The sequence below is a fragment of the Bacillus sp. FJAT-27251 genome, from assembly GCF_001273925.1.
In the GTDB taxonomy this organism is placed as follows: domain Bacteria; phylum Bacillota; class Bacilli; order Bacillales; family Cytobacillaceae; genus Mesobacillus_B.
In genome coordinates, this window is the sequence record NZ_LIGG01000001.1 from 4,716,208 (window position 1) to 4,728,219 (window position 12,012).

A 12,012-nucleotide genomic window follows, 5' to 3' on the forward strand; every position below is an offset into this window, starting at 1 on the left:
TCAATTCCTCCAATTCATCATGGTCATTCCGGAACTTCCCGGACCACAACACGTGACCCTTCCGTCTTGACTATTTTTACTTTCTTGTCTTTCTGAATAAAACTTCCTTCACTTACTACATCCAGTCTCTCGTCGCCTACAACCACGGTACCCGCTGGCCTTAGCGCTGTAACAGTCGTTCCCTCAAGGCCGATCAGTTCCGTCCGGTTTTTGTTCGATACATAACCGCCCTCGGTACTTGTAGAATCAGTGAGAATAATTTTGCCGAATAATTTCATCCTTTTCCCCAACACCTTTACCATAAGGATGGAAACCAGAATTGTTGCCGCCATGGCAATCAAAAGGGTAATACCCATATGCATGACATTCCCGGAGGCCATGAAGAAACTGGCGATTACGGCAATGAAACCGATAATCCCGACAATACCTCCTGCAATGAAAAATTCCAGGATCATCAAGCCGACACCAATGGCAAAAAGAATGATTGCTTCATACCCAGCCAGGCCAGCCACCATATGGCCGTAGAAAAAGAGCAGCAGGGAAGAAATCCCCATAAAGCCTGGTATCCCAAAACCAGGCGAATAAAGTTCCAATACAAGACCCAGGCTGCCAATCGTAATCAGCACCGAGGTGACTACCGGATTTGTAATGAATCTGGCAACCTTCTCCGCAAAACTCTCTTCCACCTCTTTGACGGCTGCCTTCTCAAAGCCAAGTTCCGCCAGCAATTCATCCCGGTCCTTGACCGTTCCTTCCGAATAGCCAACTTCAAGTGCCTGCTCCGCAGTCAGCGTCAGGAGCTCCCCTTTTCCTGCCCCATACTCAGGCAGGTCGACATTTTCATCTGCCATCGCCAAAGCATAAATCGGATCCCTTCCTGATTCCTGGGCAGCACTCCTCATGGCTGCGAACCAGTAGGATTCCGCTTTTTTCCCGGCCGTGTTTCCGCTTTGATCAATGATCGCCGCCGATCCCATTACAGCACCCGGCACCATATAAATCTCATCGGCATTCAGCGAAATATAGGCGCCAGCCGACAAAGCCTGCTTATTTACGAAGGCTATTGTCCGCATGTTGGTGGAAGTAAACAATTTCCCAATTTCGCCCGCTGCATCAACCGCCCCGCCCGGAGTATTAATTTCAAAAATAATGGCAGAAGCATCATCGGCTTCAGCTTCGGATACAGCCCTATCCAAAAAGGCATAGAGGCCTTTTTCCACTGTAGCTTCAACCGGGACAATATAAACGGTTTCATCTTGAGCCGATGGCAGCAAAGGGAAAGCCGACAGCACAAGCCCCATAAGCAAAGTGAGCAATACTATCATCCGGCTAAGCCTCAATATCCCATTCCCCCTCTCTCGTTTAAGCGGCTTCCTGTATTACGGTCTAAGTGTCCGTTAGGTTTCATTCTTTTTGGAAGGATGAACAGCAGCCTTAAGACTATGTATATTTTTATCATACCATAGACAGTCACTTTTATTACCAGGAACATCCTTTAATTGCCGTCCCGGCGGAAATTCGGGATCACTAAAAAGGCCGCAAGCAAATGCTCGCGGCCCTTAGTCACATTTTTTTATGAAAGGTGTTGTTGTACAAGTTTGTTGACGAGCGACCCGTCTGCTTTGCCTTTTACCTTCGGCATGATAGCAGCCATCACTCTTCCCATATCGGCCTTAGACGCAGCACCAGTTTCAGCAATGGATTGCTTGATGACGCTGACAAGCTCTTCTTCGCTTAACTGTTCCGGCATATACTGCTCGACATGTTCGATTTCGATGCGCAGTTTTTCCGCAAGGTCTTGGCGACCTGCTTTTTCAAATTCCTGGAGGGAATCTTTGCGTTGTTTTAATTCGCGAGAAAGTACAGTCAATTCTTCCTCAGCCGACAACTCTTGCTTCCCGAGCTTGATTGCTTCGTTTTGCAAGGACGACTTCATCATCCGAATTGTCGTGAGTTTGTCTTTTTCCTTGTTCTTCATCGCTTGGATCATATCTTTATTTAAACGCTCGAGAAGACTCAAAATAATTCCACCCTCTCTTAGAACTTGCGTTTTCTGGCAGCTTCAGACTTTTTCTTACGCTTAACACTTGGTTTTTCGTAGAATTCGCGCTTTCTAGCTTCTTGAATTGTACCTGACTTAGAAACAGTACGTTTGAAGCGTCGAAGAGCATCTTCAAGCGATTCGTTTTTGCGAACAACAGTTTTAGACATTCTCTTTCCCTCCCTCCGAACACAACACACTTACATGAAAACACATGGGAACCATGTACCTTGCAATTATAATATACTAGCGAAGCAAGGTCAACTGAAAATCATACATGGATTAAAGAATAATCATTTGTCCCTATTCAGGAAAAGATTTCGGCATGTCCAGCCCATCCAGTCATAGATATAGAAAGAGAAAGGGTGGGGTCAATGGTCTATGCTTTTCTGTTCATCTTGTTTGTTGGAATATTTCTCTCGGGTATGATGATTTTAAGAAGAGGGCTGTTTCAACTGTCTGCTGACTCCATGAGGGGCTGGCTCGCCAGGATGACAGGCACACCTCTGAAAGGCTTGCTTGCAGGTACACTTGTTACAGCCATCCTCCACAGCAGTTCCGCCGTCATGGTCATCACAATCGGCCTGATCAGTGCCGGGATGCTTACGTTTAGACAATCAATTGGCATTATATTGGGATCCAATATCGGAACGACCTTCACCCTGGAATTGATCACCATCAATCTTGATGTTTTCATTGTTCCCCTTGCAATCATAGGGGCCGTTCTGATCCTTGCCAGGAAGGAACTGCACAGGAATATCGGGCAAATTCTTTTCGGAATGGCAGCTGTGTTCCTGGCCATGAGAGGGTTTTCATACCTGGCCGGCCCCCTTACAAGCCTCCCGGTCGTTGAGCAATGGCTGGCCCGGTTAAATGACAGCCTGCTTTACAGCCTGGGAACGGGAACAGTGATAACGGCAATCATCCAGTCCAGTACAGCCATGTCCGGAATTCTAATGGGCTTCCTGTCAGAAGGAACGATGCAGTTCGGTGCTGCAGTCGCTGCCATGCTGGGGGCCAATATAGGCACTTGTGCAACCGCTCTGCTTGCTTCTGCAGGGGCGGGAAAAGAGGCCAGGCTGACCGCTTATGCCCACCTTTGGTTGAATATTGCGGGTACACTGGCATTTTTGCCTTTTATAGATGATTACGCCCTGATTGCCCCGATGACAGCTGACAGGATGGACGTTCAGCTGGCACATGCAAGTGTTTTATTTAATATCGTTTCGTCACTGCTGGTTCTTCCCGTTGCGGACAGGTTCGGGAGGATGATCATCATCCTTCACGGGAACAAAGATTAAAGAAAAGCGGATTGTTCCTGTGATGCTTATTCTTGGAAGCTTTCCTTTGTGCTCAGCCCGACCAGCATAAGACGCTCCAGAATAGAAGGCGTTCTTTGCCTTCAATTCTGGAGTGGCTTATGACTCGAGCTGCTCAAAGCTGCGCTTCTCGCAAGATACTCCAAGAAGCTAAGCCAAAGATGAAAACTGGCTAGGCGCTGGAGCTAGACAGTTATCCAGGGGTCAAATTTAAACTTTCTTATCTTATAAAAAAGGAATTGCCGCAATAGGCAATTCCTTTTCACTATACCACAGCTTTTTCATCAGCAGTTTCATCTTCCAGCACGCGCACAAATTGGCCCTCATTATAAGGGTAGCCTGCCTTTAGAAGCTTGACTTTGACAATCTTGCCAACCATGTCTTCAGTGGCCGGCAGGATGACTTTCAGGTAGTTATCCGTATAGCCGACATAATGGCCGTCCTTCTCCTTGTACTCTTCTTCCGGAATGACCTCAAGCACTTCTCCTTCAAACCGGGAAGCATATTCCTTTGCCAGCTGGTCGGAAAGGGCAATAAGAAGATGGACGCGCTCATTCTTCACATCCTCATCGATCTGGTCATCCATGCGGGCAGCTGGTGTACCCGTACGTTTGGAATATGGGAATACATGAAGCTCGGAAAACTTGTGTTCTTTAATAAAATTATAAGTTTCCATAAACTCTTCTTCCGTTTCTCCCGGGAAGCCGACAATGACATCGGATGTAACGGCAAGTCCGGGAAGCACCTCTTTGAGCCGGTTAAGACGCTCGCCGAAGAACTCCATTGTATATTTACGGCGCATCCGCTTCAAAACGGTATCAGAGCCTGACTGGAGCGGGATGTGCAAATGGCGGACGATTATATTCGAACGGTCGATCACATCGATGACCTCGTCCGTAATCTGGCTGGCCTCAATGGAGGAAATCCGGAGCCTCTTCAATCCTTTAACCTGTGCTTCTAGGTCTGCCAGCAGGGAGGCCAGGTTGTAATCCTTCATGTCCTCACCATAGCCTCCAGTATGGATTCCGGTCAGGACAATCTCCTTGTAGCCGGCATCGACCAGCTGCTGGGCCTGGCGGATTACCTCCTGCGGATCGCGTGACCTCATCAGGCCGCGGGCCCATGGGATAATGCAGAAGGTACAGAAATTATTGCAGCCTTCCTGGATTTTCAGCGAAGCTCTTGTACGGTCTGTAAAAGCCGGGACATCAAGCTCTTCATAGACGCGGTTCTTCATGATATTGCGGACGCCATTGATTGGCTGGCGTTCTGTTTTGTACTGTTCAATATACTCAAGCATCTTCACACGGTCCTGCGTACCCACGACAATATCGACTCCAGGGATCGCCATAATCTCCGCTGGTGAAGTCTGGGCATAGCAGCCAGTGACACAGATAACAGCATCAGGATTTTTCCTCACCGCACGCCGGATTACCTGGCGGCTCTTCTTATCCCCTGTATTTGTAACGGTACATGTATTTATTACATAAACATCCGCAGTTGATTCAAAATCAACACGGTCATAATTTTGCTCTTTGAACAATTGCCAGATTGCCTCGGTTTCATAGTGGTTCACTTTACATCCGAGTGTATGAAAAGCAACTGTAGGCATATTCCTCACCTCATTAATTCAAAATGATAGGACGCGGCTGATAGAAGGTAGAGCGGTGCCGTTTCTGTCCTTAAGATCCGTGGTCCAAGTCCGCACGGCACAAATCCAGTTTCCTGGAGAATATGGACTTCCTGTTCTGTCAGCCCTCCTTCAGGGCCGAACACGGCCAGCAAAGATTCACCCTGGCCTATTCTTTTAAAAACATCGGCAAGCACGGAAGCTTCTCCCTGCCTCGCTTCTTCTTCGTATGCGATCAGGCAGTAATCAAAACGCCCCGAATCCTGAACGAGCGATTTAAGCGTTACCGGCTCATGAATTTTTGGTATTTGATTCCTATGGGACTGTTCAGCCGCTTCCTTGGCAATTTTCTGCCATCGCTCTGCCTTTTTGCTTCCCTTTTTTTGATCCCATTTAACGACGGAGCGGCTTGCGATGAAAGGGACAAATTCAGAAGCACCAAGCTCTGTTCCCTTCTGGATGATCCATTCAAGTTTATCCCCTTTGGGCAATCCGCTCGCAATTGTGATGGAAATCGGAAGCTCGGGAGACTCTTCATTCCATTTTACTACGGCTGCCAGTGCTTTTTCAGAGGTAATTTCTTCAATCCGGCAGAAAGCGCTCTTCCCCTGCGTAGTCACACAGAGAATCTCGTCGCCTTCTTTCATTCTCATGACTCTGGCAATGTGATGATGGTCGTCGCCGGTTATTTCAAAATGCCCCTCTTCTCCTGAACCTGTCACAAAGTATCTCTGCATTTCGACACACCCGCCTAAATAATAGTTAGCCCCAATTAAAAAGAGACAGCAGAAAAGGGACGGATAAGCCCCTTTGCCGCTGCATTATTTTTTTGCAATGATGGCCACCCAGTCTTCCATGGAGATTACTTCCTCAATGGCAAAACCGGCGTTCAGCAATGCTTCCTTTACACTTTCCTTCTTTTGCTGAATGATGCCCGAAGTGATGAAATACCCGTCTTTTTTTACAGTGCGATAGGCATCATGTACAAAACGGAGAATCACTTCTGCAAGGATGTTGGCAACTACTATATCCGACTCGCCTTCTACACCATCGAGCAGGTTGCTTTGGCGGACTTTAACCAAATCCTGGACCTTGTTCAGCTTGATATTGATCCTGGCAACATTGACAGCCACCTCGTCAAGGTCCAGCGCTTCAATTTGGCCGGCTCCCAATTTGGCGGAGGCGATGCTCAAGACTCCCGAACCAGTGCCAACGTCAATGACCCTGTCCCCTGTTTGTACCGCACGCTCCAAAGCCTGGATGCAGAGCACCGTTGTAGGGTGGGTGCCTGTTCCAAAAGCCATGCCAGGGTCCAGTTCAATGATCAGTTCATCACTGCTGACAGGCTCATATTCCTCCCATGTCGGAACAATGGTAAACTTTTCGGAAATTTTAACTGGATTATAGTATTTTTTCCAGGCAGTTGCCCATTCTTCTTCATTCACTTCGCTGATTGTAACCCTGTTTTTCCCGATATCGATATCATATGAAACCAGGTTATTGACAGCCGTCTTGATCCCGTCGACCGTTTCACCCAGGAAGCTGTTGACAGGCAGGTAGGCTTTTATAATGACGCCTTCCTCCGGGTAGTCATCTGGATTGAGCTGGTAAATTTCCCCGAACTGGTCCTCTCTCTCCTTTACAAGTTCAAAAGGGTCCTCAATGACGACACCGCTGGCGCCCGCCTCATGCAAAATATGGGAGATCGGTTCAATTGCCTCATTTGTCGTCAGGATCCCAATTTCAGACCATTTCATTAAAACCCACTCCTCTACTCACCCTTAAAGGCTCTTTTCACTTTTGAGAAAAAGCTTTCTTCGTGATCACCAAGCGGCGCCTCCCCGCTTACATCGGCAAATTCACGCAGCAGCTGTTTCTGCTTTTCCGTCAGTTTGGTTGGAGTAACCACTTTGACGATCACATGCTGATCTCCTGTGCCATAACCCCTGACATTCGGCACACCTTTCCCTTTTAACCGGAACCTGGTGCCTGTTTGTGTTCCAGCTGGTATTTTCAGCTTCACCTTGCCGTGTACGGTAGGAACTTCAATTTCGTCGCCAAGGGCCGTCTGGACGAAGTTGATAGGCATTTCACAATAGATATCGTCGCCATCCCGTTCAAAGAACTCATGGGACCGGATATGGAAAACGATATAAAGATCGCCGGCCGGTCCGCCGTTCACTCCTGGCTCGCCCTTGCCTGCAACCCTCAGCTGCTGCCCGTCATCGACGCCTGCAGGAACCTTCACGTTGATTTTCTGGCGTTTTTTCACGCTCCCGGAACCAGCACATGTTTTACACTTTTCTTTAATTTCTTTTCCTGTTCCACTACAGTATGGACAAACCCTGCGGTTGACGATTCTTCCGAAAGGTGTATTTTGTTCGACATTCAGCTGTCCGCTTCCATGGCAGTGGCCGCATGTATCCACTTTTGTGCCAGGCTTCGCACCTGATCCTTTACACGTATCACAGGTTTCTTCCCGCGGAACCTCAATGGTCGTTTCCTTGCCAAATACAGCTTCTTCAAACGATAAGGTCATCGTATACTGAAGGTCAGCCCCTTGCCTTGGCGCATTTGGATCACGGCGCCTGCCGCCTCCGCCGCCGAAGAAGGTGTTGAAGATATCCTCAAATCCGCCGAACCCGCCGCCGAAGTCGCCGCCGCCAAAGCCCTGGTTTGGATCTGTATGCCCGAACTGGTCGTAATGGGCCCGTTTCTGGTCATCGCTCAGCACTTCATAGGCTTCTTTTACTTCTTTGAATTTTTCATCTGCATCTGCCTCTTTGTTGATGTCTGGATGATATTTTTTGGACAGCTTGCGATAGGCCTTTTTTATTTCATCCTTGGATGCCCCTTTGCCGACACCGAGGACGTCATAGTAATCCCGTTTACTCATGATTACCCACTCCCGCTTCTTTTCACATAAAGGTAATTTTAACATTCCCGCTTTAAGAAGTGCAATCTTTTATCTTCGCATTCTTTCCCGCGGGCTTCCATCCCTCAAAGAAAAAGCCAAAGCCAAGTATAACCTGACTTTGACTTTCCCTTTGATATGAAATTATTTTTTATCGTCCACTTCTTCAAATTCTGCATCGACGACATTGTCATCCTTGGCTGCTCCGTCCTGGCCTTCGGCGCCCTGCTGCGCCTGAGCCTGCTTCGCTGCTTCTTCATACAGCTTTACGGACAGGTTTTGGACGATTTCCTGCAATGCATCCTTCTTCGTGCGGATTTCTTCAATTTCGTTTTTCTCGATGGCAGCTTTCAGCTCATCTTTGGCTTCGTTCACTTTTGCGACTTCCGCCTCATCTACTTTGCCTTCAAGATCCTTAAGGGTCTTTTCAGCTGTGAATACAAGCTGGTCTGCTTCGTTGCGGAGTTCTACTTCTTCTTTCCGCTTCTTGTCTGCTTCGGCGTTTTCTTCCGCTTCTCTTACCATTTTTTCAATCTCTTCGTCGGACAGGCCTGTAGAAGATTTAATGGTGATCGCCTGTTCCTTGTTGGTGCCCAGATCCTTGGCACGAACGTTTACAATCCCGTTTTTGTCAATGTCGAAGGAAACTTCGATTTGCKGGATGCCGCGCGGTGCAGGCGGAATATCGGACAGCTGGAAACGGCCGAGCGTTTTGTTATCCGCCGCCATTTGACGCTCACCTTGAAGCACATGGATGTCTACCGCAGTCTGATTGTCTGCAGCAGTGGAGAACACCTGTGACTTGGAGGTCGGAATGGTTGTGTTGCGGTCAATCAGCTTCGTGAACACTCCGCCCATTGTTTCAATACCAAGAGACAGCGGAGTAACATCAAGCAGGACAACGTCTTTGACGTCACCGGAGATGACACCGCCCTGGACAGCTGCTCCCATCGCAACAACCTCGTCAGGATTCACTCCACGGTGTGGCTCTTTGCCGGTTTCTTTCTTGATTGCTTCCTGGACAGCAGGAATACGGGTAGATCCGCCGACTAGGATGACCTTATCGATATCGGATGGATTCAAGCCTGCATCACGAAGTGCCTGGCGAGTCGGCCCCATTGTGCGTTCAACAAGATCTGCAGTGAGCTCATCAAACTTGGCACGAGTCAGAGACACCTCCAGGTGAAGCGGTCCAGCTTCGCCTGCGGTGATGAAAGGCAGGGAAATCTGTGTGGAAGATACACCTGAAAGGTCCTTCTTGGCCTTTTCCGCGGCATCCTTCAATCGCTGTGAAGCCATTTTATCCTTGGAAAGATCAATGCCGTTCTCTTTTTTGAATTGTTCAACCAAATAGTCGATGATGACCTGGTCAAAGTCATCTCCGCCGAGACGGTTGTCGCCGGCAGTGGCTTTTACTTCAAATACGCCATCGCCGAGTTCCAGGATGGAAACGTCGAACGTTCCGCCCCCAAGGTCAAAAACAAGGATGGTCTGGTCTTCTTCCGTTTTATCAAGGCCGTATGCCAATGCGGCAGCTGTAGGCTCATTGATGATGCGCTCTACTTCAAGACCGGCAATTTTCCCGGCATCCTTGGTAGCCTGGCGCTCCGCATCGTTGAAGTAGGCCGGAACAGTGATAACTGCTTTCGTTACCGTTTCACCTAGGTAGTCTTCAGCGTAAGACTTCAGGTATTGAAGAATAATCGCGGAAACTTCCTGCGGCGTGTATTTCTTGCCTTCGACTTCTTCTGTATGGGAAGTTCCCATATGGCGCTTAACCGACATGATTGTATTTGGGTTGGTGATGCTCTGGCGCTTGGCTACTTCCCCAACCTGGCGCTCGCCATTTTTAAACGCAACGACAGATGGAGTCGTTCTGTTCCCTTCCGGATTAGGGATTACTTTTGGTTCGCCGCCTTCAAGGACAGCTACGCATGAGTTTGTTGTTCCTAAATCGATTCCGATGATTTTACTCATAAAAAAACCTCCCCGTAAATATATGTAACACCTATTGATTTACTTTGACCATGGACGGGCGGATCACTCTGTCTTTCAAAACATATCCTTTTTGGTATTCCTCCGTCACAATGTTCGAGCCATAATTTTCATCGCTATCCTGCATGACTGCCTGATGGCGATGAGGATCAAATTCCTGTCCTACAGCCTCGATCGTCTCCACGCCTTCTTTGTTCAGCGCGTCAAGGATGCTGCGGTAAACCATTTCCATTCCTTGCATGAGCGACTTTGTCTGATCATTGTCAGATTCCATTTTCAATGCCCGTTCAAAATTGTCCAATGCAGGCAATAAATCGGAAACAAGGCTTTGAGCTCTATATTTTGCGCTGGCTTCCTGGTCTAGCCTGGAACGCCGGCGGAAGTTGTCAAAATCGGCCTGCAGGCGAAGATAGCGGTTTTCGGATTCCTCAAGCTTGGCTTCGAGTTCGGCAACTTTTGCATCTTGACCATCTGTGCTATCTGTTTCCACACTTTCGGATGCATCAGCAGCTGCCCCTGTCGAAGTTTCCGCTTCGGCAAAAACCTCTTCTGTTTCTTCCTGCTGGCCAGCAGTATTTTCCATTTCAGAAGTTTTGTTGTCTTTCATTTGTTTCACCTCCCCCAAAAGAAATGCGGAAGCGCCTCGTTCAGCCCCGACAGGCGCTCTCTGGGCCGACAGATGAAGTCGCTCTTTGACTTCAACTGGCGGACCGAATTAGAAAAGCTGAGCCAACTGTTAGGAGCGACAAGCGTAAGACAGAATCCGCAGGAAGGCGTTATTTGCCTTCTGAAGGATTATGGCTTACGACTCGAGCTCCTAGGAGGCAGAGCCAGACAAGCGACCCGAGGGGCTAGGCGCTGGAGCTGGATATAATAATGCATTTATGGCATGGCAAGGGATGGAACTGTCCGTTCCACCCTTACCAATATTTCCATGCTCATTTGTTTTGATACAGGTCTGTCAACACCTTTGACAAGTCCGCGCTTATATACTTGAGCAGGCTGATTACTCTTGAATATTCCATTCTGGTCGGACCAAGAACCGCAATGGTCCCCAGCTTTTCCTCGCCCATTGAATAAGTGGCGGTAATCAGGCTGCAATTCTCCATTGCTGTATTATTGTTTTCCCGGCCGATTTTGACATTGATGCCTTGAGGGTTTTTACGGATCAGCTGGGAGATTCCGTCCTCCTGTTCAATCATGGCCATCAGGCTGCGGATTTTTGCCACATCATTAAACTCCGGCTGATTCAGCATATTCGTCTTGCCCCCGAAAAACACCTTTTCGCTTGTAGGGATATCCAGCGTTTGGGCAATGGAATTCAACAGCGAATCATAGTTGTTGATATGCTGCCTTAAAAGGGTTGCCACCTCTTTGTATATGCTGCTGTTCAAGTCGACAATCGGCACACCGGTTAATCGCTCATTGAGAATATTAACCATCTTTTCAACATCGCCCGGATCGACATTGGACGGGAAATGGAACACCCGGTTTTCGACATGCCCTGTATCCGTGACGATAATGGCAATGGCTGTATCGGCATTCAGCGGAACAATCTGCAGCTTTTTCAGCTTATTGTCCTGTACAGCCGGGCCGAGTACGATCGAAGTATAATTCGTCATGTCAGACAATATCCTGGCCGATTTTTGAACAATTTTTTCGAGTTCATAGATACGCTCGGCAAAGATTGATTTAACCGTCATAATTTCGGAATTATTCAGCTTCTGGGGAAGCAGCAAATGGTCAACATAATATCTATACCCTTTTTCGGAAGGAATGCGTCCCGAAGAGCTATGAGTTTTTTCGATGAATCCCAGCTCTTCCAGATCCGCCATTTCATTGCGGATCGTAGCCGAACTGAACGAAATACTTTCTTTTTTCGACAAGCTTCTGGAACCAACCGGTTGCGCTGTGCGAATAAAGTCATCAACAATCACTTGTAATATCAACACTTGCCGGTCTGTTAACACCACTCATCACCTCTGTTAGCACTCTGTCTCCACGAGTGCTAAATCTAATAATAAATTATCAGTATTGGGCGTTCATGTCAATCATTTGAATTGGAAAAGCACAAGCGCCCTGGTCAGTCCCGCTAGTGCTGGAGCCCGTCAGG

Annotated in this window: 11 protein-coding genes; 1 reads left to right on the forward strand and 10 read right to left on the reverse strand. The window is 48.1% G+C overall.

All coding sequences use genetic code 11. From position 1 onward, the window contains the following. Nucleotides 1–23: 23 nt before the first annotated feature. The 3 genes from ADU22_RS22370 to rpsU form a co-directional block, all read right to left on the reverse strand. Nucleotides 24–1,340: an NfeD family protein gene (locus tag ADU22_RS22370; RefSeq protein WP_502688752.1), complete on the reverse strand. Its 1,317-nt coding sequence runs from the start codon at nucleotides 1,338–1,340 to the stop codon at nucleotides 24–26. A gap of 233 nt (nucleotides 1,341–1,573) precedes the next feature. Then, nucleotides 1,574–2,020 carry a GatB/YqeY domain-containing protein gene (locus ADU22_RS22375; protein WP_053364143.1) on the reverse strand — a complete coding sequence of 149 codons (447 nt, stop codon included), beginning with the start codon at nucleotides 2,018–2,020 and terminating at the stop codon, nucleotides 1,574–1,576. 17 nt (nucleotides 2,021–2,037) lie between these two features. Then, nucleotides 2,038–2,211 (reverse strand): 30S ribosomal protein S21, encoded by a 174-nt coding sequence (gene rpsU / locus ADU22_RS22380; protein ID WP_015595024.1) that lies wholly within the window; start codon nucleotides 2,209–2,211, stop codon nucleotides 2,038–2,040. 204 nt (nucleotides 2,212–2,415) lie between these two features. Between rpsU and ADU22_RS22385 the strand changes: the two genes are divergently transcribed. Next, nucleotides 2,416–3,342, forward strand: coding sequence for a Na/Pi symporter (locus ADU22_RS22385; protein ID WP_053364144.1), 927 nt, complete (start codon nucleotides 2,416–2,418; stop codon nucleotides 3,340–3,342). A 283-nt stretch (nucleotides 3,343–3,625) separates the two neighbouring features. Here ADU22_RS22385 and mtaB read toward each other — a convergent pair whose 3' ends face one another. The 7 genes from mtaB to hrcA form a co-directional block, all read right to left on the reverse strand. Continuing rightward, nucleotides 3,626–4,972, reverse strand: coding sequence for a tRNA (N(6)-L-threonylcarbamoyladenosine(37)-C(2))-methylthiotransferase MtaB (gene mtaB, locus ADU22_RS22390; RefSeq protein WP_053364145.1), 1,347 nt, complete (start codon nucleotides 4,970–4,972; stop codon nucleotides 3,626–3,628). 5 nt (nucleotides 4,973–4,977) lie between these two features. After that, entirely contained in the window at nucleotides 4,978–5,727 is a 750-nt protein-coding gene (locus tag ADU22_RS22395; RefSeq protein ID WP_053364146.1) for a 16S rRNA (uracil(1498)-N(3))-methyltransferase, read from the reverse strand. An 84-nt stretch (nucleotides 5,728–5,811) separates the two neighbouring features. Then, nucleotides 5,812–6,747 carry a 50S ribosomal protein L11 methyltransferase gene (gene prmA, locus ADU22_RS22400; RefSeq protein WP_053364147.1) on the reverse strand — a complete coding sequence of 312 codons (936 nt, stop codon included), beginning with the start codon at nucleotides 6,745–6,747 and terminating at the stop codon, nucleotides 5,812–5,814. Between the two features lie 14 nt (nucleotides 6,748–6,761). Further along, complete coding sequence (gene dnaJ / locus ADU22_RS22405; RefSeq protein WP_053364148.1) at nucleotides 6,762–7,886, reverse strand: molecular chaperone DnaJ; 1,125 nt, start codon at nucleotides 7,884–7,886, stop codon at nucleotides 6,762–6,764. Between the two features lie 162 nt (nucleotides 7,887–8,048). Beyond that, the gene (gene dnaK / locus ADU22_RS22410; RefSeq protein ID WP_053364149.1) at nucleotides 8,049–9,881 is read right to left on the reverse strand and encodes a molecular chaperone DnaK; all 1,833 of its coding nucleotides are present in this window, start codon (nucleotides 9,879–9,881) and stop codon (nucleotides 8,049–8,051) included. 31 nt (nucleotides 9,882–9,912) lie between these two features. Beyond that, nucleotides 9,913–10,506 carry a nucleotide exchange factor GrpE gene (gene grpE, locus ADU22_RS22415; protein WP_053364150.1) on the reverse strand — a complete coding sequence of 198 codons (594 nt, stop codon included), beginning with the start codon at nucleotides 10,504–10,506 and terminating at the stop codon, nucleotides 9,913–9,915. Between the two features lie 331 nt (nucleotides 10,507–10,837). Next, the gene (hrcA, locus tag ADU22_RS22420; RefSeq protein ID WP_053364151.1) at nucleotides 10,838–11,869 is read right to left on the reverse strand and encodes a heat-inducible transcriptional repressor HrcA; all 1,032 of its coding nucleotides are present in this window, start codon (nucleotides 11,867–11,869) and stop codon (nucleotides 10,838–10,840) included. Nucleotides 11,870–12,012: the final 143 nt, after the last annotated feature.

Excerpts from the sequence above, each read along its gene's own strand:
- ADU22_RS22385 (WP_053364144.1), top strand. The coding sequence starts at position 2,416 with ATGGTCTATGCTTTTCTGTTCATCTTGTTTGTTGGAATATTTCTCTCG.
- prmA (WP_053364147.1), bottom strand. The coding sequence starts at position 6,747 with ATGAAATGGTCTGAAATTGGGATCCTGACGACAAATGAGGCAATTGAA.
- rpsU (WP_015595024.1), bottom strand. The coding sequence starts at position 2,211 with ATGTCTAAAACTGTTGTTCGCAAAAACGAATCGCTTGAAGATGCTCTT.
- mtaB (WP_053364145.1), bottom strand. The coding sequence starts at position 4,972 with ATGCCTACAGTTGCTTTTCATACACTCGGATGTAAAGTGAACCACTAT.
- dnaJ (WP_053364148.1), bottom strand. The coding sequence starts at position 7,886 with ATGAGTAAACGGGATTACTATGACGTCCTCGGTGTCGGCAAAGGGGCA.
- ADU22_RS22395 (WP_053364146.1), bottom strand. The coding sequence starts at position 5,727 with ATGCAGAGATACTTTGTGACAGGTTCAGGAGAAGAGGGGCATTTTGAA.
- grpE (WP_053364150.1), bottom strand. The coding sequence starts at position 10,506 with ATGAAAGACAACAAAACTTCTGAAATGGAAAATACTGCTGGCCAGCAG.